General features: G+C 44.6%; 16 protein-coding genes. 5 read left to right on the top strand and 11 right to left on the bottom strand.

What is annotated here, in order from left to right; all coding sequences use genetic code 11:
* Window positions 1-67 precede the first annotated feature (67 nt).
* The 9 genes from HMPREF3034_RS09865 to pckA all read right to left on the bottom strand — a co-directional run bounded on the left by HMPREF3034_RS09865 (window position 68) and on the right by pckA (window position 10632).
* Entirely contained in the window at window positions 68-574 is a 507-nt protein-coding gene (locus tag HMPREF3034_RS09865) for an OmpH/Skp family outer membrane protein (RefSeq protein WP_036897772.1), read from the bottom strand.
* A 93-nt stretch (window positions 575-667) separates the two neighbouring features.
* Entirely contained in the window at window positions 668-1168 is a 501-nt protein-coding gene (locus HMPREF3034_RS09870; protein ID WP_036897770.1) for an OmpH/Skp family outer membrane protein, read from the bottom strand.
* Window positions 1169-1290: 122 nt separating this feature from the next.
* A complete protein-coding gene (locus tag HMPREF3034_RS09875; RefSeq protein WP_036897767.1) occupies window positions 1291-1800 on the bottom strand; it encodes an OmpH/Skp family outer membrane protein in 510 nt (169 codons plus the stop codon).
* A 17-nt stretch (window positions 1801-1817) separates the two neighbouring features.
* A complete protein-coding gene (locus tag HMPREF3034_RS09880; protein ID WP_062435286.1) occupies window positions 1818-4430 on the bottom strand; it encodes a BamA/OMP85 family outer membrane protein in 2613 nt (870 codons plus the stop codon).
* A 49-nt stretch (window positions 4431-4479) separates the two neighbouring features.
* On the bottom strand, window positions 4480-5214 hold the full coding sequence (locus tag HMPREF3034_RS09885; RefSeq protein WP_062435204.1) for an isoprenyl transferase: 735 nt from the start codon (window positions 5212-5214) through the stop codon (window positions 4480-4482).
* Window positions 5215-5218: 4 nt separating this feature from the next.
* Window positions 5219-5896 (bottom strand): type IX secretion system protein PorG, encoded by a 678-nt coding sequence (locus HMPREF3034_RS09890; protein ID WP_036897800.1) that lies wholly within the window; start codon window positions 5894-5896, stop codon window positions 5219-5221.
* A gap of 59 nt (window positions 5897-5955) precedes the next feature.
* Entirely contained in the window at window positions 5956-7389 is a 1434-nt protein-coding gene (locus HMPREF3034_RS09895; protein WP_062435206.1) for a DUF6242 domain-containing protein, read from the bottom strand.
* A 449-nt stretch (window positions 7390-7838) separates the two neighbouring features.
* Complete coding sequence (dinB, locus tag HMPREF3034_RS09900; protein WP_036897759.1) at window positions 7839-8954, bottom strand: DNA polymerase IV; 1116 nt, start codon at window positions 8952-8954, stop codon at window positions 7839-7841.
* A gap of 64 nt (window positions 8955-9018) precedes the next feature.
* Window positions 9019-10632 carry a phosphoenolpyruvate carboxykinase (ATP) gene (pckA, locus tag HMPREF3034_RS09905; RefSeq protein WP_036897757.1) on the bottom strand — a complete coding sequence of 538 codons (1614 nt, stop codon included), beginning with the start codon at window positions 10630-10632 and terminating at the stop codon, window positions 9019-9021.
* A gap of 246 nt (window positions 10633-10878) precedes the next feature.
* Between pckA and upp the strand changes: the two genes are divergently transcribed.
* Entirely contained in the window at window positions 10879-11538 is a 660-nt protein-coding gene (gene upp, locus HMPREF3034_RS09910) for a uracil phosphoribosyltransferase (protein WP_036897755.1), read from the top strand.
* A 206-nt stretch (window positions 11539-11744) separates the two neighbouring features.
* Window positions 11745-12020, top strand: coding sequence for an HU family DNA-binding protein (locus tag HMPREF3034_RS09915; RefSeq protein WP_036897752.1), 276 nt, complete (start codon window positions 11745-11747; stop codon window positions 12018-12020).
* A 77-nt stretch (window positions 12021-12097) separates the two neighbouring features.
* Here HMPREF3034_RS09915 and xerA read toward each other — a convergent pair whose 3' ends face one another.
* On the bottom strand, window positions 12098-13021 hold the full coding sequence (gene xerA, locus HMPREF3034_RS09920; protein ID WP_036897750.1) for a site-specific tyrosine recombinase/integron integrase: 924 nt from the start codon (window positions 13019-13021) through the stop codon (window positions 12098-12100).
* A 613-nt stretch (window positions 13022-13634) separates the two neighbouring features.
* Between xerA and rnr the strand changes: the two genes are divergently transcribed.
* Complete coding sequence (gene rnr, locus HMPREF3034_RS09925) at window positions 13635-15830, top strand: ribonuclease R (protein WP_062435208.1); 2196 nt, start codon at window positions 13635-13637, stop codon at window positions 15828-15830.
* A 129-nt stretch (window positions 15831-15959) separates the two neighbouring features.
* Window positions 15960-17933 carry a helix-hairpin-helix domain-containing protein gene (locus tag HMPREF3034_RS09930; RefSeq protein ID WP_231725662.1) on the top strand — a complete coding sequence of 658 codons (1974 nt, stop codon included), beginning with the start codon at window positions 15960-15962 and terminating at the stop codon, window positions 17931-17933.
* Here the strand turns inward: HMPREF3034_RS09930 and HMPREF3034_RS09935 are convergent.
* Entirely contained in the window at window positions 17930-20209 is a 2280-nt protein-coding gene (locus HMPREF3034_RS09935; protein ID WP_062435214.1) for an inorganic phosphate transporter, read from the bottom strand. The genes HMPREF3034_RS09930 and HMPREF3034_RS09935 overlap by 4 nt on opposite strands.
* A 420-nt stretch (window positions 20210-20629) precedes the next feature.
* Here HMPREF3034_RS09935 and HMPREF3034_RS09940 point away from each other — a divergent pair, with 420 nt between their 5' ends.
* Window positions 20630-21322: a response regulator transcription factor gene (locus tag HMPREF3034_RS09940; protein WP_082721760.1), complete on the top strand. Its 693-nt coding sequence runs from the start codon at window positions 20630-20632 to the stop codon at window positions 21320-21322.
* Window position 21323 lies beyond the last annotated feature (1 nt).

Here is a 21323-nt window from a genome sequence, read left to right on the forward strand (position 1 = left end):
CCATCATTTATAAAACTCTATCTTTATTCCCCTCGCCTTGGGAGAGGGGTTAGGGGTGAGGTTTCCATTACTTCACTGCATCCAGTAACAAGGTATTGATGTCTTCTCCCATCATGCTATTGATGTAGGGAACAGCATCGTTATCGGTGTTCAAGACGAACATATAACCGCGCTCCATGCCAATACGACGAACCGTTGTCCTCAACTTCTCGCGTACCGGTCCATAAGCATCGGCCTCAGCCTGCTTCAAAAGACGTTCGGCATTGGCTTTAAAGGCAACATTCTTCTCCATCATCTCTTGCAATTCTGCCTGACGCTTTTGCAAAATAGTTGGTTCAAACTCACGTTGTCCTTCGAGGAATTCCTCATATTTCTTATTAAACTCATCCTCCACTCGCTTGGTTTCAGCCGCATATTTACCGCGCAAGCTTTCCATATTGCGCTGTGCAATGGTATATTCCGGCATCGATTTGAGCACCGTGTCGAAACTGAAATAGCCAAACTTCTGCATATCTTGAGCCGAAGCCGATAGCATAACGAAGCATAGCACTAAAAAAAGGAAATATTTTTTCATAAGTCGTTAAGATTAGTTGTGGATATTAAGAAAGAACAAAATGGGGGCAAGGAATCTCCCCTGCCCCCACCTATATGATATAAACAACTTGTATTACTTAGTCTTAGAGAGCTGAGCCTTTACCTCTGAAGTAACATCCTTGCTCAATGTATCGCTGATATAAGGGATACCTGCGCTCACATCCATGATGTAAACATAGCCACCGGTCTTACCAACTGCTTTGATAGCGTTGACAAGTTTGGTTGTGATAGGAGTCATTTTCTCTTGCTGAGCTTTCTGAAGAGCCTGTTGATTGTCCTGATAAGTCTGCTGTATCTTCTGATACATAGTCTGTAATTCGGTCTCTGTCTCCTGTTGTTTGGTAGCATTCATCGTACTCTTATTCTTGTCATAGTCCTGAGACTTGCGAGTCAACTCGTCCTGCATAGCCTTCAAGTCATTCTCGTACTGCTTTGCAGTAGCTTCCATCTCACCACGAGCCTTGATAAACTCAGGCATGCTAGCCATTACTTCCTGAGCATTCAGGTGACCAAACTTCTGTGCAAACATTGACAATGGTGCAAAAAGCATCAACATCAAAATAATCTTCTTCATCGTTTCTAAAGTTTATTTAATTATTAATTCTATTTCTATCATGGGAGTTAAGGAGTAAATTGGAGTGATAGAGTTAAGCAAAATGCCCATAATTCCTCACTTCTCACTCCTAACTCTTCACTCTATTCATATCCCAGTTTTTGTAGTATCTCGGTAGAAATGTCAATACGTGGACTACCAAAGATGATGGCTGTATCGCTAGCACGATCCAAGACAAGACTGTAACCACGCAATTCTGAGATCTCCTTCACAGCTGCATAGATTTCATCTTGGATAGGTGTCATCAAACTCTCACGCTTTTTAAAGAGTTCACCTTCCGGTCCGAAATATTTCTTCTTGAGGTCAGCAGCTGCTTTCTCTTTCTGCATGATCTGATCTTGCTTGGCTTTCTTCTGCTCCTTAGAGAGGAAGACCACCTCATTCTGATAATTCTTATACATCGTGCTGGCTTCCGTATTCAGGGCTTCTACTTCTGCCTGCCACTTCTTGCTCACTTGATTGAGTTGCTCATTGGCACGCTCATAGGCCGGAATATGCTTCAACACATATTCCATATCCATCAACGCAAACTTCTGCGCATTTGCCGTAAGCCCCACTAGAGCCATCAGGCATATCATCAACAATTTCTTCATTTCATTATCATTTAATTCTAGAACTCTTGTCCTAAGATGAAGTGGAACTGGCTTCCACCCTTTGTTCTAAACACCTTATCAAATCCGTAAGCCCAGTCAATACCCATCAGACCAACCATAGGCAAGAAGAGACGAACACCAATACCGGCACTACGCTTCATGTCGAATGGGTTGAAATTCTTCACAGATGTCCAAGCATTACCTGCTTCTACGAAGGTAAGACCGTAGATAGTGGTATTACCAAGAAGGAATGGATAGCGAAGTTCCAGCGAGAAACGGTCGTAAGCATAACCCTCACCTTGCGATGTGAGCGAGCCATTCTCATAACCACGCAATCCAATAGTCTCTTCCGCATAGCCGGTAGAATATCCACTCATACCGTCACCACCCATATAATAGGTCTCGAACGGACTCTTCTTATACTTGTTATAGCTACCTAAGATACCCATTTCTACACGGGTCATCAACACAAAACACTTCTGACCACCTGAAAGAGCCGTATAGGTCTTAGCCTTAAACTTCCACTTATGATACTCTATCCAGTGGAACTTCTCTTGTTGTTCTTGTGAGTAAGTGGCCGATTGTCTATCTGTTGCAAGGTTCTTATAGTCCTTACCATCCCATGCACTCCAAGGCGGAGTCAAAGTAACAGAGGCCATAAACTCAGAACCACGACGTGGGAAGAGTTGGTTATCGGTAGATACTCGACTCAACGAAAGGTTCAAGTTGATATTATTAGCAGAGCCATTCGTCATCAAGAAGTAATTCCAATTCTTCAAAATATAGCGCTGGTAAGACAACTGCATAGACAACATGAAATAGTCATCGGGCCAACGTAGACGTTTACCCCACCCTACACTGACACCTAACAACTTCACATACTTGTCCGGATCATAGTAGTTCTCATAGTTGTTATAATAGCTGTTACCCATACCATAGATGGAATTATAATAGTTGTTCATATATCCACTATTATAATAACTGCTTGATACGTCAGTCTGCTTACTGTAATAAGCACTCACAGAGAACTGAATGGGGCGCTTTCCACCCAACCAATTAGTTGAATAACTGGCATTATACGATTGATAGTAAGTACCATTGGTCTGTGCACCCAATGACAATGTCTCACCATCACCGATAGGCATAATACCACGATGCTCTCTATTCTTATTGAATAAGTTGGCTATAGAGAAGTTATTCAACTTCAATCCAACTCGCCCAATAACACCCGTTTGTCCATAACCGAGTGAGAATTCAATCTGGTCATTACTCTTCTGAGCCAAGTTCCAGTTAATGTCTACCGTTCCATTCTCATAGTTTGGCTTCACATCCGGATTCACTTTTTCTGGGTCGAAGTGTCCCATAGAGCCCAATTCACGTGCTGAACGCTGCAAAGCTTCCTTAGAGAATAGGTCTCCGGGTTTGGTACGCAACTCACGACGAACTACATTTTCATATAAACGGTCGTTACCATTGATTCGCACATGATCGATATGAGCCTGCGGTCCTTCTACAATACGCATCTCCAAATCAATGGAGTCACCAACAATATTAACCTCTGTAGGATTCAAATTGTAGAACAAATAACCATTATTCCAGTAGCTATTGCCCACAGCATCCTCATCTTCAGACAAGCGTTTGCTCAATTGCTTTTGGTTGTAAACATCCCCTTTCTGCATACCAAGCAACGCACTCAGATAGTCAGTAGAGTAAACAGTGTTACCAGCCCATGTGATATTGCGCAGATAATACTTCTGTCCTTCGTCTACCTTTATATATACATTGACATGTTTATCGTCATTATTCCATACGCTATCCTTCACAATAGTGGCATCACGATAACCCAGTTCGTTATATTTCTCAATAAGCTTCTTCTTGTCTTCAGCATAACGCTCTGGCGTAAACTTCTTTGCTTTCAAAAATCCACCAAGTGTTCCAGCCTCATGAATCTTCGAAAAAGCACCTTTCTTAAGGAATCCACCTTTTATCTTAGAGTCTGAAAGTTTCTCGTTTCCATCGATGATAATCCTACGAACCTTCATCTTCTCTTTCTTATCAACATTGACATCAAGAATCACTTGATTCTTGTTTGCCACGTCTTCGCGCTGATTTATCTCTATCTCCGCGTTCTTAAAGCCTTTATCATCAAAGTATTTCTTGGCCAATATCTTGGCACGGTCAATCATATTCGGTGTAATCTGCGACCCCTTCAATAAGCCGAGTTTCTGTTCCATATCCTCACGCTCACTCTTCTTCAAGCCAGAGTAATTGATGGTAGAAACACGAGGACGAGTCTTTAGATAGAAGTGCAAGTACACCTTACGACCAACGATAGAGTCGGCAGCCACCTTTACATCAGAGAAAAGACCATGTTTCCAGTAACGCTTCACAGCCTCTGTGATTTCGCTTCCCGGCACACTTATCTCTTGTCCAACGCTCAATCCGGAGATACCTGTCAGCATATAATCTTCATAGTTCTCCACTCCTGAGACATTGATACCCCCCAGAATACACGTACGAGGATTGCCTGCATACGAGATATCAGGATTTACTATTTTATCTTGCGCTTCTATACCGAGGCTGTATGTAAACACCGCCAAGGCTATCAACACCTTATTTATATAATTCATCATTCGGAAAATTTCTTTCGTCTTTATATTCTGTGGTGTATAGATATTCTTATTTTGAATTCTGTTCGTTTTCTATTTGCTCCTCTGTCTTACCGAATCTGCGCTGTCTACTCTGATAACTGAGAATGGCACGTCGTAGATCTTCTTCACCGAAATCGGGCCAATAGGTATCACAGAAATAGAGTTCAGAATAGGCAATCTGCCAAAGCAGATAATTAGAGATGCGCAATTCACCGCCAGTACGGATGAGTAATTCGGGATCAGGCATATCTTTCGTCTCCAAATGAGCAGTGACAAACGCCTCTGTCACATCTTCCGGTTTAACACCTTCGCTTATCATATCACGCAAAGCTTTTGTGATTTCCCAACGCGAAGAGTAACTCAAAGCCACCACCATGGTCATGGCATCATTATCAGAGGTATGACTTTCGGTCTCTCTCAGCTTTTCTTGTACCACCTCTGGAAGACGTTCTATATCGCCAATAACTTGGAATCTAACATTGTTCTTCATGAAAATTTCATCTTCCAACGAAGACAACACCAAGCCCATCAAGGCAGAAATCTCATCAGTAGGTCGATTCCAGTTTTCTGTAGAGAATGTATATAGCGTCAAATATTTCACACCTAGGCGCACACACTCTGATGTAATACGACGTACCGTATCCACCCCAGCCTGATGACCAAAGCTGCGTTCCTTGCCACGCTCTGCAGCCCAACGCCCGTTACCATCCATGATGATAGCCACGTGTTGCGGAATGCGATTCATATCTAATTGCTCTGTCATATCGTCAATAATCTTTATTACACGTCTTGCACTTCGGCATAAAACTATAAGCCAGTGTCAACATGCACGTCGAATAGCTATCAGTATTCTTAAACAAGCCGGAACTAGCTATCGCATAAGGGTCTTTCACCCCATCCAACATATCGCTCGTACCGAAATGCATCATCCATTCCAACCCCAAATTCAATCGGTCGGCCACCTTATATTTAAGACCTAGCCCTATCGGGAAATTGAAAGTAAAATCGTTACCATTACCCGACACGAACGTACCGCCAACACCTATACCCACATAGGGGGTCAATCTTTTGGCTCCACGGTAATCGCGCCCAGTGCCATACGACCAGAAATTATATTCATAAGTGAGGCCTATATCTACCAAAGAACGACTAAATTGATGGGGAATACTGGCATAAGCAGGATAATAGGTGTCTACATCGGCCGACGAACCTTTTAACTTTCCAAACATACCCGACAATCGTAAACCCATATAAGGATTCAAATTGCGTCGCAATATCACCGCCATCATCGGCCGTAAATCTTTCGTCAGATTTCCATTGAAATCACCAAGATAGCCATCAAGCCCTAATCCGGCACCGATTTCCATACGATACTCGTCATCATCTTGGGCATGTAGCGGTGTGACAGTAAAGACTAATAAGCATGCCAACAATCCTATTCGCACACTATTACCTACCTTTCTATTCACACCAAAGCCTTTATTCACGGGCAATGCTCTTATTTTTATTGAAAGATTGTATCTTCCTTCTTCCAAGCCAAGCCGGAGAGCAACCCCTTCCACACCTGTCCTGTACCGCCACAGATAATCCATAAGCGGTGTTGAGAGTCTGTCACCAACGCAAACGAGGTTTCGCTGGAAGAGAATCCCGTAGGCATTGTGACAACAGTATCCTTAGGCCAATGCAATCCACCGTCCTCACTTGTATACACTTGGGCAAAAGCCTTGCCCTTACTAGCTCCACGACCGGAACCTCCAATGGCTCTCATACCATTTCCATAGAACACAGCCTGCAAATTAGTCAAGCGCTGTGCTTTATATCTATCCGAGCGGGCTATAGGATAATAAGTCCATGCCTGCGTCTTGCCACCGGCAGAGAGTTCCTCTACTTTACCCCATACCATCGCTGTAGAATCTTTCGAATAAGAATCCGCACGATTGCCAATAATCGTCAAATAATCGACAGCATCGCCTGCAGACCCATGTCGACAAACAAAGCTAACATCTTCTGTCGGTAATAACGCTGCATCATTATCCAACTTCTCAACAATCCAAGTGGCACCTTTATCTACAGACGCAGCCAAACCACTGGTCGTTGTTAGCGCATAGAGTTTCTTGGTTCCAGAACCCAATAATTGCTTGATTGTAGCTGCCGAAGCACCTTTCTGCCATGTCTTGAAATCAGACGATGTATAGATAGCACCATCGTTGAGCAGATAAGCCGTACCATCTTGAATGGCAATATTCTTATATGCCTCAGTAGACAATGCAATATTAGGTGTTACGGCAGACCATGTGGCGCCATCGCTTTCAGCTGTACGATACACCTCTACGCCTGCTCCCTTGTTTCCAACCACATAGACGAAGCCTCCAAGCGCATAACCGCGCATGGCTGTCAATGCGGCGATCTGAGGATTATTGGTTGCTAGATTGTTCCAAGAGAAAGAATCAGCCACTTCCTTATGCACATTCACGTCAATGAGATAAGAACGTGTAGCTGTCTCAGAACTGTTCACGGCAGACATCACACGGAATTCACGAGCCTGCTTAAAATTGATGGAATCCGAGGTATTGTAATAAAACAAACTGTCAGAATCATTATCTTTCAAGAGAATTACACCACCGTTCTTCGCAGCAATCGTACATATCACCTTACCCACATCGACACCTTTTGGCAACGAATCCGGGTTATAAATCCGATTATTGATTTGATCTATATAGAAAGAATAGCCACTACAATCTATCGTTGTAGTGTAAACGCTATCTTTTCCAGCAGAATTCTTAGTATGTATGGTTCTCTTTAATGTCCCAAGCTTGAAGGACGTAATGGCCGTTTCCCCATAGTAAGTTGTTTTCTCGTCATTATTGCCCAGACAAGAAGTAAGCAGACTTATTGCCGACAACAACAGCACTGCAGTGGATAATAACTTCCCCTTCATTCAAATTGAAAATATTATTTTAGCTGCAAATTTAAGTAGAAATCCTTAATTAGGCCAACTTTTATACTCTTTATTATGTAAAATAATGAATAAGTCCATTATTTTAAAGTTTGTTTAGTGTTTAATATCAAGAGATAAAATACAATCTTCGCTGTAACAATTATTTATAATTTACTAGTGTACATTCGTATGTCTCAGTGCAATAACACTGAGAATCGTTAAAAACAGCACGCCACCAAGCAACGATACCGTTTCCATATCCATGAATACTACTCCTATTTTAGACAACCAATCCACTGCCTTATCTAATTATTTTTTGCGTAATAATATCCTTTTACAAAAGAAGTCGCAAAGGTATAAGGCTCATTCTTCATCCTCGAATTTTTGTCTATATTTCTTCAACCTCAATCCATTTTCCTTGATTTACATCAATCTCGAAATCTACATACTCATCTTTTTTCATTCATCCACTCCGGAAATGGAATGTCAAGTTCTGTCCATTCTGCCTTTCCCATATCATCTTCCAAATGCGAATGCGACACCGACAGCCCCAACAAACGTATTTCATGATTTTCGGCTTCTATCTGTGCGATGAGCTGTTTGGCCACTGGTAGTATCTCATCTTTAGATATAAAAGGCTTCCGACGCGTCACACTGCGTGTTACCTGCGTAAAATCACTATACTTTGCCTTCAAGGTTAGGGTCGTTCCCCTAAAATTTTCCTTCGCAATACGGCCTACCAATTCTTCCGTCAAATGATAAAGTTCAATGACAAACGATGAATGTTGCGACAAATCCTTTAGAAAAGTACGTTCGCAGCCTAGTGATTTCCTGATGTAATGAGCTTCCACCGGACGGTCATCTACACCCCGCGTAAACTGGTAAAAGATGCCACCCATCTTTCCAAAATGGCGTATCAACATCTCTTGTGAACATTGTCGTAGTTGCAAACCTGTGAATATACCGAGACCATGCATCTTTTCAGCCGTCTTAGCTCCGACTCCCCAAAAGTCTTCCACAGGCAGACGCGACAAGAAATCGAGTGCACGACTGGGATGAATCACGGTCAATCCGTCGGGTTTTCGATAATCGGATGCTATCTTGGCCAGCAGTTTATTGTAAGAAACTCCGGCAGAAGCGGTCAAATGCAGTTCTTCTTTGATACGCCGACGTATCTCACGTGCGATGTCAACAGCGAACTCTACACCTATTTTATTATTAGAGACATCCAAGAAAGCTTCATCAAGCGAAAGGGGCTCTATGACGTCTGTGTAATCCTGCAAAATAGCATGAACCTTACTCGACACGGCACGATACTTCTCAAAGTTTACTGGTACAAGTATCAATTCAGGACATAGTCGTTTAGCCTTAGAAGTAGGCATGGCCGAATGTACGCCAAACTGGCGAGCCTCATAACTGGCCGTAGTCAACACACTGCGCTCACCATCAAATCCTACGGCAATAGGCTTCCCACGCAACGAGGGGTCGTCGCGTTGCTCCACAGAGGCATAGAAGGCATCCATGTCTACGTGGATGATTTTACGTAGGTTTCGGTCGGCAGTCATATTTACGGAAAGAGGCACTCTCCCTGTGCAGGAGAGCGCCTCTTTATAATCGTGAATTACGAAATTACAGCTGAGGACCAGCAGCAACCAAAGCCTTACCAGCCTCGTTGCCTTCGTACTTCTTGAAGTTCTTAATGAAACGAGCAGCCAAATCCTTAGCTTTCTCTTCCCACTGAGCTGCGTCAGCGTAAGTATCGCGAGGATCGAGGATACCGGTGTCAACACCTTCGAGCTGTGTAGGAACAGTGAAGTCGAAGAAAGGAATCTGCTTTGTAGGAGCCTCATTGATAGCACCACTCAAGATTCCATCGATGATACCACGTGTATCGCGGATAGAGATACGCTTGCCGGTACCGTTCCAACCTGTGTTAACGAGGTAAGCCTTAGCACCGTTCTTCTCCATCTTCTTAACCAACTCTTCAGCATACTTTGTAGGATGCAACTCCAAGAAAGCCTGACCGAAGCAAGCAGAGAATGTAGGAGTAGGCTCTGTGATACCACGCTCTGTACCTGCCAACTTAGCTGTGAAACCAGACAAGAAGTAGTACTGTGTCTGCTCAGGAGTCAAGATAGATACTGGAGGCAATACACCGAATGCATCTGCTGACAAGAAGATAACTTGCTTAGCTGCAGGAGCAGAAGATACAGGACGAACGATGTTATTGATGTGATTGATAGGATAAGATACACGAGTATTCTCGGTAGTGCTCTTATCTGCGAAGTCAATCTTACCGTTAGCGTCTACTGTTACGTTCTCCAACAATGCGTTACGACGGATAGCGTTGAAGATATCGGGTTCGCTTTCCTTATCAAGGTTGATAACCTTAGCGTAGCAACCACCTTCAAAGTTGAATACACCGTTGTCATCCCATCCGTGCTCGTCATCACCGATAAGGAGACGCTTCGGATCGGTAGACAATGTAGTCTTACCTGTACCAGACAGACCGAAGAAGATTGCTGTGTTCTCACCGTTCATATCTGTGTTAGCAGAGCAGTGCATAGAAGCCATACCCTTCAATGGCAAGAAGTAGTTCATCATAGAGAACATACCCTTCTTCATTTCACCACCGTACCATGTATTCAAAATAACCTGCTCCTTGCTTGTTACGTTGAAGACAACAGCAGTCTCTGAGTTCAAACCCAATTCCTTGTAGTTTTCAACCTTAGCCTTAGAAGCGTTATAAACGATGAAGTCTGGTTCCTGATCCAACTCTTCCTGATTTACAGGACGGATGAACATGTTTGTTACAAAGTGAGCCTGCCAAGCAACCTCAACAATGAAACGAACCTTCATGCGAGTATCCTTGTTAGCACCGCAGAAACCGTCTACAACGAACAGACGCTTGTTAGAAAGTTCTTTCTTAGCAAGTTCCTTTACCACAGCCCATGCTTCTTTTGTAGCAGGGTGGTTGTCGTTCTTGTACTCCTCAGATGTCCACCATACAGTGTCGTGAGAGTTTTCATCATCTACGATAAACTTATCCTTAGGAGAGCGACCAGTATAGATACCTGTCATCACGTTAACCGCGCCAAGCTCTGTTTCCTGACCTTTTTCAAAACCTACGAGACCTTCTTTTGTCTCTTCTTCGAACAATGTTTCGTAAGAAGGATTGTAAACAACTTCCGTTGTACCTGTAATACCGTACTTTTCAAGTACGCTCTTGTCAAACTTTGCCATTATATAAAATGTATTTTAAGTTGAAAAAAATATCTGCATTCAGATGTGGCAATTATCTTAAATACCGTGCGCAAAGATAACAAAAAAAACACCAATACAGCAATTTGCAGCCACAAAAAATCGTCAACCGCTTTTGCCGATTTGGTTAAAGATACTAAAATCCTTTGCCTACTGTTTACTTTTGCTATTCCGACGTGACATAATCGGGTGATTTTTCATAATTTTGCAAGCAAAAACACAAGCCTTATGGAAATTATTAACTTTTCAGACAAAAACAGTATCATCAACCAGTACATGGCCGAGATTCGCGATGTTGAATATCAGAAAAATCGTCTGCTCTTCCGCAACAACATCATGCGTATCGGAGAATTTGAAGCTTTTGAAATCTCCAAGACATTGAACTACGAGGCTAAAGACATTGCCACTCCCCTCGGCATTTCACGTATCAACGTCCCCACCGACAAGATCGTACTGGCCACTATATTCCGTGCAGGCTTGCCGTTCCACAATGGTTTCCTCAACATCTTCGACCATGCGGGCAATGCTTTCGTCAGTGCTTATCGCGAATATACCGACAGCGAGCACAAACAAGTGGGCATCCACGTAGAATATCTAGCAACTCCCAGCATCGACGAGAAGTGCCTTATCATCGCCGACCCGATGCTTGCCACCGGTGGTAGCATGGAATTGGGCTACAAAGCATTCCTCACCAAGGGTACACCGAAGCGCATTCATGTGGCTTGTGTCATAGCTACCCCCGAAGGCATTGAGCACATCCGCAACACATTCCCCGAAGACAAAACCACCATTTGGTGCGCAGCCATCGATCCGGGCTTGAACGAATATAAGTATATAGTACCCGGATTCGGTGATGCAGGCGACCTCTGCTACGGAGATAAACTGTAATTCGGCCTTTTCACAACAGTGGACTTTACAAGTCAAAAATAGGATAAAAGATTATCGAAAAGGCCTATTAACAGGCCTTTTTACACAATTTTTCAAAAAAAGCGAAATATTTTTCGCCTTTTTGTTTGATTTATGAAAGGTTTCTCCTATATTTGCCATGTATAAACGGAATATTTATAAATTATCATTTAATAAAAAACTGAATTATGAATAAGACAGAATTGATCGATCAGATTGCAGCTAAAGCTGGTTTGACAAAGGTTGATGCGAAGAAAGCATTGGAAGCTACTGTAGAAACTATCAAGGGTGCACTCGTTGCAGGTGATAAAATTCAGCTCGTAGGTTTTGGTACATTTAGTGTTAACGAGCGTCCTGCTCGTCAGGGTATCAACCCAGCTACCAAGCAGAACATTACTATCGCAGCTAAGAAAGTTGCTAAGTTCAAGGCTGGTGCTGAACTCGCTGATGCTGTAAACAAGTAATCTCAGCAGATTTCATCAAGAAATAAGAAGGGCAATCATCTTCATGATGGTTGCCCTTCTACTGTCTTATTCCTCTTTCATGACTCTTCATGATACTTCATATTGCGCGGATGATGATGCAAGATTTCCTCGCGTAGCGTGGTAGTGTCGATATGGGTGTAAATCTCCGTAGTACCAATATCCTCATGCCCCAGCATGGCTTGGATGGCACGCAGGTCGGCTCCACCCTTTAAAAGTGCCGTGGCAAAACTATGACGAAGCGTATGTGGCGAGATGGTTTTCTTGATTCCGGCCTCATCGGCTTGCCGCTTGATCATGATAAGAATCATCGTTCGCGTAAGATGGGCGCCTCGTCGATTCAAGAACACATAGTCTTCTTCACCCGGTTTTATCGTCATCAGGTTGCGGTCGTAAAACCATAGCTGCAGTTCTTTGACGGCTTTACCCGATATGGGCACCAGTCTTTCCTTATTCCCTTTACCTAATACGCGCACATACCCTTCTTCCAAGTAGAGTTGCGACAACTTCAATGTGACGAGTTCCGATACACGCAGCCCACAAGAGAACAACACTTCGATGATAGCCTTGTTGCGTTGCCCTTCCAGTTTCGACAGGTCGATGCTGCCTTCCAGCATATCCACCTCTTCCGTAGACAACACTTCGGGCAGATGTTTACCTATCTGTGGTGACTCTAACAATTCCGTAGGGTCGGCATCTATATAATCGTCCAGCACCAAAAAACGATAGAAAGAACGGATACCGCTAAGGATTCGCGCCTGCGACTTGGCCGAAATGGCTCGGTCGTGCAGGAAAGCCGTGAAGTTTTCCAAATTCTCCAACTTCATTTCCGTCAATTGTAAATCCTCCGCCCGTGCATAGTCTATCAACCATTGAAGGTCGTGCTGATAAGCCGCGATGGTATTTCCCGAATACCCTCGCTCCAGTTTCAGATAGCGCACATACGCCTTTACAATATCCACAGCAACTTTTTTCCCTGCCATATTTCGGTCATTAAGTATCTATTTATTATATGCCGGAATGTAGAGACAGTATATACACCGCCTTACAAACCGTCTTTGGCTCAATACCAAACACACTTTCCGGCAACAAAGCCACTTACAAAGATAACAAAATATACGCGCAAAGAACCTTATTCGATGGTATAATTGATTCAGAAATATACCATTCCATATTCCTCACTATTCACCCTTAATCCACTGCAATGGCTTAGCAGCGATACTGCAAAGCCTAAACAACAATGCTGAAAGACCTAGGCAGCAGTGCTGCGGGGGCTTTGCAATTTGATGGTAGACGAGTTAACGAGTGGACAAGTAGACAAATTTAGGGTGATAAGTGATGAGTTAGGAGTGAAAAGAGAAGAACAGTAGAGACGAAAAGTCTTCCAGCTCACAAGCAAAATAAGCACAAATTATTAGCAAATCAATCATGGAAAGCGATGTACACATCGTCTTTGTAAAGCCAATATAGCAACCATCACTATACCAACCGATAATCCCGGTGTTTTCATCTTTTCATAATTAATTCATCGATATTACGATACCGTGTCGAAAATATTTTATAACTTTACCATCAGAACATAAAACTCATCACGATATGGGAAAAGGTAAAAAAGGCGGTAAACGCATGACAAAAAATCAACTATCGGAAAAGTTGATAGGTCTGTTTTCTTCTCAGCCTGAGAAGACATTAAGTTTTAAAGAGATATTTCGCAGCCTGCGGTTGGATACCCACCCACTGAAGATGCTTGCTATAGATATTTTGGAGAGTTTGGCATGGGAAGATTATCTGACGCGTGTATCGGATAATTCATACAAACTCAATCTCAAAGGACAGGTTCAAGAGGGTACGTTCGTGCGCAAATCGAATGGTAAGAACTCGTTTATCCCCGATGACGGCTCGCTCCCCATCTTTGTTTCGGAGCGCAATTCCATGTCGGCACTCAACGGAGACCGCGTAAAAGTGTCTATCATGGCACGTCGGGCAAACCACATCAAAGAAGCACAAGTGATTGAAATCATCAGTCGTAAGAAAGATACCGTGGTGGGGAAACTGCGCGTAGAGAAAGATTTGGCTTTCCTCATAACGCAGGAAAACCTCTTCGTTCGAGATATTATCATCCCCAAACGTAAACTCAAAGGGGGCAAAACCAACGACAAAGCCATCGTTAAAATCAAACAGTGGCCCGACGCAGAACATAAGAATCTAGTGGGCGAAGTGATTGATGTGCTCGGCCAATCAGGCGATAACGACACGGAGATGAATACCATTCTCTCGCAATACGGCCTGCCCTATAAGTATCCGAAAGCCGTGGAAGAGGCAGCAGAGAAGATTAGCGGCGAGATAACGGAGCAAGATGAACGAGAGCGGGAAGACTTCCGCGACGTATTCACATGCACCATTGACCCCAAGGATGCAAAGGATTTCGACGACGCACTAAGCATCAAAAAGCTAGACAAGGGGCTTTGGCAGGTAGGTGTACACATTGCCGACGTGTCTCACTACGTCACCGAAGGCTCCATTATCGATAAGGAAGCCTACAAGAGAGCGACTTCCGTGTATCTCGTAGACCGCACAATTCCCATGTTGCCGGAACGCCTGTGCAACTTCATCTGTTCGCTTCGACCCGATGAAGACAAGTTGGCTTACAGCGTTATCTTTAATATGGACGAGGAAGGCGACGTGAAAACGCATCGCGTAGTGCACACCATCATCCGCAGTAATCGCCGCTACGCCTACGAAGAGGTGCAGGAATTGCTGGAAGCCAACGGCGTGGTCGACGGCACAGGGGAGCCTGCTCCGAAAGCACCTAAGGGAGGATACAAGGGCGAAAATGCCGACAATCTCATCATGTTAGACCGATTGGCCAAGAAGTTAAGGGCTGCCCGCTTCAAAAACGGAGCCGTGAAATTCGACCGAGAGGAGTTGCATTTCGACATCGACGAGAAGGGTACACCTACGAAATGTTACTTCAAACGCTCGCACGATGCCAACAAACTCATCGAAGAATTTATGTTATTAGCCAACAGGACGGTGGCCGAAAGCATCGGAAAGGTAAAGAAAGGAGCCAAAGCCAAGACGCTCCCCTATCGTATCCACGACAATCCCGACCCACAGAAGTTGGAGGTATTGCGCGAATTTATCGTAAAATTCGGCTATCGTCTCAAGAGTAGTAGCACCAAAGGAGCTGCTGCCCGCAGCCTAAACAAGCTCATGGACGAGGTAGAAAGCAAACCCGAAGGCAAGCTCATACAGACCGTTGCTCTACGCGCCATGATGAAAGCGAAGTACAGCGTGCACAATATCGGGCACTTCGGATTGGCATTCGACTACTACACACACTTCACTTCGCCTATCCGTCGTTATCCCGATACGATGGTACATCGCCTCTTGACGCGCTATGCCGAGGGCGGACGAAGTGCCAACGAGAAACATTATGAGGAGTTCTGCGAGCACTGTTCGGACATGGAACAGATAGCCCAGAATGCTGAGCGCGACTCCATCAAGTACAAGATGGTCGAATTTATGGCCGATAAGTTGGGTAATGTGTACGACGCACATATCAGTGGAATCACCAGTTACGGCATTTATGCCGAGATAGACGAGAACCATTGCGAGGGTATGGTGCCTATGCGCGACCTCGGTGACGACTTCTATGACTTCGACGAACGCAACTTCTGCCTCGTAGGACGGCGTCGTCACCATAAGTATCAACTCGGTGATGCCATCAAAATACAGGTAGCTAAGGCCAATATAGAGAAAAAACAATTGGACTTTACATTAGCAGAATAACCTCATTGTAGACGAATGGATGCTCATAGATAATTCTAACTTGAATGCAGAAATAATCACCCATGCATATTTAGAACAGAATATTCACTATCTAATACCTTCATATCTATGTGGAAACAAGGCATTCTAATGGCATGCCTGTCTCTTCATTTCCTTACCGGACAGGCACAAATGGCCGATGATTGGAAGACTTATTACGATGAAATCGGCACCTTAGAAGATGTAGAAATGGGCTCGTGGGAAGAGACTTACGACCTGTTGAACGAGTTGGCAACCCACAAAATAAACCTCAACACAGCTACTCAACAAGATTTAGAACGTATCCCATTCCTCTCGGCACAGCAGATTGAAGAGATAGTGGCGTATATTTACCAGTACGCACCATTGCAAAGCGTGGACGAACTGGCCATGATTGAATCACTGGATGCGCCCCGTCGCCGGCTTCTACAGTGCTTCGTAGAAGTCAAACCCATCGAGCAAACCAGCTTCCCATCCCTCCGTAATATCCTCAAATATGGTAAACACGAACTCGTAGGATACGCCCATATCCCACTATACAAACGCAAAGGCGATGACAAAGGGTATCTAGGCGACCCTCTCAAACACTGGATGCGCTATACATTCAACTACGGTCAGTACTTCAAGGTAGGATTGATAGGCGCCAAAGATGCCGGTGAACCTTTCTTCAAAGGGCATAATAGCAGTGGCTACGACTTCTATTCGGCCTACGCTCTCGTTAGAACAAAGGGGTTACTCAATACTCTTGTCGTGGGCAGATACCGTCTGCGATTCGGCATGGGACTTGTAATGAACAACGATTTCAGCTTCGGTAAACTGGGAACTTTGGCTACATTAGGCCGCAACACCGATCATATCTGTGGCCATGCATCACGCCTTGAGGCTAACTATCTGCAAGGAGCAGCCGTCAGACTAGCTCTTACAAAGCATACCTATGCGACAGCTTTCGCCTCATATCGCCCCATCGACGCTACCATGAACAAGGATAGCGTCACCATTGCCACTATTCTTGAAACCGGATATCATCGCACCCAGAGCGAGATGAACCGTCGTCGGAATGCCATGCAAGCCACTTTGGGCGCACGCTTGTATTGGAGTGATAAGGGATTCCACATGGGATTATCGGGTGTCTACACCTCTTTCAACCACCAACTGCGACCCGACACCGTCCTAACATATCGACGTTGGCGACCGCGCGGACGCCGTTTTTACAATTTAGGCATAGACTATGGTTATCAAAACCATCGACTCATGATTAGCGGAGAAACTGCTACAGGCGACTGTCATGCCCTTGCTACCCTCAATACCATAAGCTATCAGCTCCGCGATAACCTCACTCTTATCGCCTTGCAACGTTTCTATTCCTACCGTTATCATAATCTCTTTGCAACAAGTTTTAGCGAGACCGGCAACGTTCAAAACGAGAGTGGATACTACATTGGAGCCTCTTGGACACCCCTTAGAAACCTCAGTTTGATGTGGTATAGCGACTATGTTTCCATGCCATGGGCTCGCTATCGGGTTTCTAAATCATCTTACGCGTGGGACCATCTCGTGCAAGCCACCTATCTTTATCACTCTCTTAGCCTCAACGCCCGCTATCGTTGGCACCGCAAGCAATATGATAATGCGGACAAAACGAGGCTCATTCCCCAAACCGAACACCGTGCCCGACTATCAGCCACCTATACTTCCACCCATTGGAGGAATAGAATCCAGACCGATTTTACATATATAAAAAATCAGCAAACAGCCAAAGGCTGGATGCTGACAGATAACTTTAACTACCAATTAGGAGTCTTCAAGGCTGGCATACAAGTCGCTTGGTTCCACACCGACGGCTATATCAGCCGCGTATATACCTACGAACCGGGACTTCTCTACACCTTTTCTTTCCCTTCATTCTATGGACATGGCATGCGCTATGTAGCTCATGTGCAAGCCGATGTCACCTCTCGTCTACAGCTGATAGCCCAAGCCGGGCACACCAACTATTCCGATCGAGACCACATTTCCAGCGGATTGCAGCAGATAGACAGCCACTCACAGACCGATATCGACGTGCAAATGCGATGGAAATTCTAATCCATTTGCTCGTTTTGAGCGTAAGATGTGCCGGGCGCACCGATGAATTTGCGTGTCGCTCTCAACTGATGGCGCATCACACTTAGCAATTCCTGTGTCTCTTGGATAAGATTCAGGTAGACGATAGAGATTTGCAGATTCTTTGAATTCCTATCTTTCTGCATGCGGTCTATGTGCTTATGGCGCAACACGGAGAGTTCGTTCTTGCATCGGTCGGCCTCTTCCATCACGTCGCGATACCCATAATATCGACCCGTACTGATAAAACCGGCCGTTTGTTTCATCAGTTGATGAATGCTGTTCAATACAGGTTGGAACTCATCAATATAACTTTGGGGCAACGGATTGAAATTGTTGTCCACATGTTCCTTTACTGGTTCGAGCATACGCTTCAGACAATAGATGTATTGCTGTGCACTATTGATACCTAGATAGAACCACGTATTGCGCTCCAAAGCCAACTCCTGCGGCACCAGATGCATCACTAATATCTCCTTCTTTCGATACTTTTTCAACATTTCCTGTTCTTTCTTAAGTGCACTTTGACTACTCCTTAGCTCGCTCATCTTTTGTTTTGACAACCCATCAAAGATATGCGTGTACTGCTCCAAGGCAAAGTTGGTCATACCGGCTTGCATCCTACTCACATGTTTCACCAGTAAATCCCACACTATCTCCGGGTCTTTGCTGCGCATCATCAGCTTGAACAACTCGTCTTCCTTATTCTCTTTCTCGCTGTCGCTAAACTTCTTGCTGCTTCTAATAAGCAGATAGATGACCAATCCCATAAAGGCTATCATCGCACCGATGCTTCCATAGAACATCACAAGCGTCACCAACATACAGCCAAGGAAGGCCACTCCCGCCGTCACAAACCATCCGCCAATCACCGAAAGCATACCCGTGATACGGAACACAGCACTCTCCCGTCCCCATGCACGGTCGGCCAAAGACGAGCTCATAGCCACCATAAAGGTCACATAAGTGGTAGACAAGGGTAGCTTCAGATTGGTTCCGATGATGATAAGCAATGCCGCCAACACCAAATTCACCGATGCACGCACCTCGTCAAAGGCTACTCCGGGAGCCAACACCACACCTTGATTGTCAAATCTGCCATCTATCCATCGACGGACCGACTGCGGTATCACGCGTTCCACGTTCTCCGAATAGTTCTGTGTCAAGCGAGCTATGCTGCGAGCAGCACGTGATGTGCCGAACATCTCATCGCCCTCGTCCTGTCTCGAAAGGTCTACACTGGTCTTAATCACATTGCGTGCCTTTTTCGAGGTAACCATCGAAAATATCATGATGAACGCCGCTATTGCGAGATAGAGCATCGGAGTCTTTGCCGAACCCTGTAACGACGCCATCAAAAAACTATCGTTGGCACCACCACCATGCATCATATAGTCTTGAAACGAACTGAGACCAGCCAACGGAACACCGATAAAGTTTACCAAGTCGTTGCCTGCAAAGGCCATGGCCAACGCGAATGTACCGGCCAAGATGATGAATTTGAAGATGTTGACCTTGCACAAATGCAATATCTCCATTACCACCGTACTCCCCAGAAACACCACTATCAGAAGCGTATGAATATGGGTATCGATGAAAGTCACCACACGTTGGTCGATGAACCAAGCCCCTCCCAATCCTTTTGCAAACACGAAATACGACAATGCCGTAACGGCAATGCCACCAAAGATAGCCACCGTGTAACGCAGATTCTCTTGATATTTAAAGGTGAATATCAAACGCGAAACCCACTGAACAATGTAACCGAAGACAAAAGCGACAGCCACCGACACGAAGATAGCGATGATAACGGTCAGCGCTTTCTCGGTATTCAACAGGTCGAATATCTGCAATTCACTGCCATGTACCATCTTCAAGATAGCCATAACAAACGTACCACCAAGCAATTCAAACACCATCGACACAGTGGTAGAGGTGGGCAAGCCCAGACTATTGAACATGTCGAGAATCACAACATCAGTCACCATCACGGCTAATAAGATGGTCATAACCTCGTGAAAGGTGAAGTTAGACGGATTCATGATGCCGTGTCGGGCAATATCCATCATGCCATTGCTCAACAAAGCACCTGCCAGCACACCCACCGAGGCTACTATCATGATGGTACGATAGCGAGCCACACGTGCACCGACGGCCGAATTGAGAAAGTTTACAGCATCGTTGCTGACACCCACCCATAAATCAAAGGATGCCAACAAAAACAGAAAGACAATAATAATCAGATAAATCAATTCCATAAGTCGATTTTATAATTTCTTGATGCAAAAGTAGTAGCCCCATGTTTCCAATTCTTTGCAACCTTATTACAATCATGTTACAAATGATAAATAGCACGGCAGAAAAGGCATATTCAGTTATTTTTCGATATATTTGCAACATCGTTGGGCTAACAACTTATTAAGTTGCCGACTCAATATAATCTTCCGCTCCTTGAGAGAAAGCCGAGGTGAGGTTATTGCAAGGCCACAGCAGCATCGCTGCAAAAGCCAGACAGCAATGCTGAAAAGGCGAGGCAGCAAAGTTGCAGAGGCTTTGCAGCCGAGTAATAGACAAGTAAACGAGTAGACAAGTAGAGCTGATTGAGGGGACAAACAAAAGAAATAAAAATGGCAAAGTGGCTAACAAGCCTCTCCTAACCGGTATATATACAATATAATATGGATACGATGAAGCAGAGAATTCTTGTGGTCGACGACGAGCGCGACCTATGTAAAATCCTTCAATTCAACCTTGAGAATGAGGGATTCAACGTAGATGTAGCCTATTCGGCCGAAGAAGTGCTGGCCAAAGAGTCGCTTGCAGACTACGACCTCATGATGCTAGACGTAATGATGGGAGAGATTTCGGGCTTCTCACTGGCTAAACGACTCAAACAAAACAGTGATACGAGGCGCATACCCATAATCTTCGTCACTGCCAAAGACACGGAGAACGATGCCGTAACCGGACTTACCATCGGTGCCGACGACTACATCACGAAACCTTTTTCGGTACGCGAGATGATTCTTCGAGTCAAAGCCGTACTACGACGAACAGCCGTTACCGCGACTCCCACCGACGAATTGATCAGCTATCACACCCTTCGCATCAATCTATCTGCCAAAAAAGTGGAGTTGGACGGTATGGAAATACCTTTCACTAAGACCGAGTTAGGCGTGCTCAGCCTACTTCTCAAGCACCGTGGACGGGTGTTCAGCCGACAAGAACTCATCACAAAGATATGGCCGAGTGACGTATTGGTGCTCGACAGAACGGTGGATGTGAACATCACACGTATTCGTAAAAAGATTGGAATCTATGCCAAACACATCGTCACTCGGCAGGGATTCGGTTATTGTTTTGAAGATTAAA

It is taken from the genome of Prevotella sp. DNF00663, assembly GCF_001553265.1.
Taxonomy (GTDB): domain Bacteria; phylum Bacteroidota; class Bacteroidia; order Bacteroidales; family Bacteroidaceae; genus Prevotella.

What these genes read in the sequence shown, in the direction of transcription:
- HMPREF3034_RS09865 (WP_036897772.1), bottom strand. Translation starts at nt 574, where the DNA reads ATGAAAAAATATTTCCTTTTTTTAGTGCTATGCTTCGTTATGCTATCG.
- HMPREF3034_RS09870 (WP_036897770.1), bottom strand. Translation starts at nt 1,168, where the DNA reads ATGAAGAAGATTATTTTGATGTTGATGCTTTTTGCACCATTGTCAATG.
- HMPREF3034_RS09875 (WP_036897767.1), bottom strand. Translation starts at nt 1,800, where the DNA reads ATGAAGAAATTGTTGATGATATGCCTGATGGCTCTAGTGGGGCTTACG.
- HMPREF3034_RS09880 (WP_062435286.1), bottom strand. Translation starts at nt 4,430, where the DNA reads ATGAATTATATAAATAAGGTGTTGATAGCCTTGGCGGTGTTTACATAC.
- HMPREF3034_RS09885 (WP_062435204.1), bottom strand. Translation starts at nt 5,214, where the DNA reads ATGACAGAGCAATTAGATATGAATCGCATTCCGCAACACGTGGCTATC.
- HMPREF3034_RS09895 (WP_062435206.1), bottom strand. Translation starts at nt 7,389, where the DNA reads ATGAAGGGGAAGTTATTATCCACTGCAGTGCTGTTGTTGTCGGCAATA.
- dinB (WP_036897759.1), bottom strand. Translation starts at nt 8,954, where the DNA reads ATGACTGCCGACCGAAACCTACGTAAAATCATCCACGTAGACATGGAT.
- pckA (WP_036897757.1), bottom strand. Translation starts at nt 10,632, where the DNA reads ATGGCAAAGTTTGACAAGAGCGTACTTGAAAAGTACGGTATTACAGGT.
- upp (WP_036897755.1), top strand. Translation starts at nt 10,879, where the DNA reads ATGGAAATTATTAACTTTTCAGACAAAAACAGTATCATCAACCAGTAC.
- HMPREF3034_RS09915 (WP_036897752.1), top strand. Translation starts at nt 11,745, where the DNA reads ATGAATAAGACAGAATTGATCGATCAGATTGCAGCTAAAGCTGGTTTG.
- xerA (WP_036897750.1), bottom strand. Translation starts at nt 13,021, where the DNA reads ATGGCAGGGAAAAAAGTTGCTGTGGATATTGTAAAGGCGTATGTGCGC.
- rnr (WP_062435208.1), top strand. Translation starts at nt 13,635, where the DNA reads ATGGGAAAAGGTAAAAAAGGCGGTAAACGCATGACAAAAAATCAACTA.
- HMPREF3034_RS09930 (WP_231725662.1), top strand. Translation starts at nt 15,960, where the DNA reads ATGGCATGCCTGTCTCTTCATTTCCTTACCGGACAGGCACAAATGGCC.
- HMPREF3034_RS09935 (WP_062435214.1), bottom strand. Translation starts at nt 20,209, where the DNA reads ATGGAATTGATTTATCTGATTATTATTGTCTTTCTGTTTTTGTTGGCA.
- HMPREF3034_RS09940 (WP_082721760.1), top strand. Translation starts at nt 20,630, where the DNA reads ATGGATACGATGAAGCAGAGAATTCTTGTGGTCGACGACGAGCGCGAC.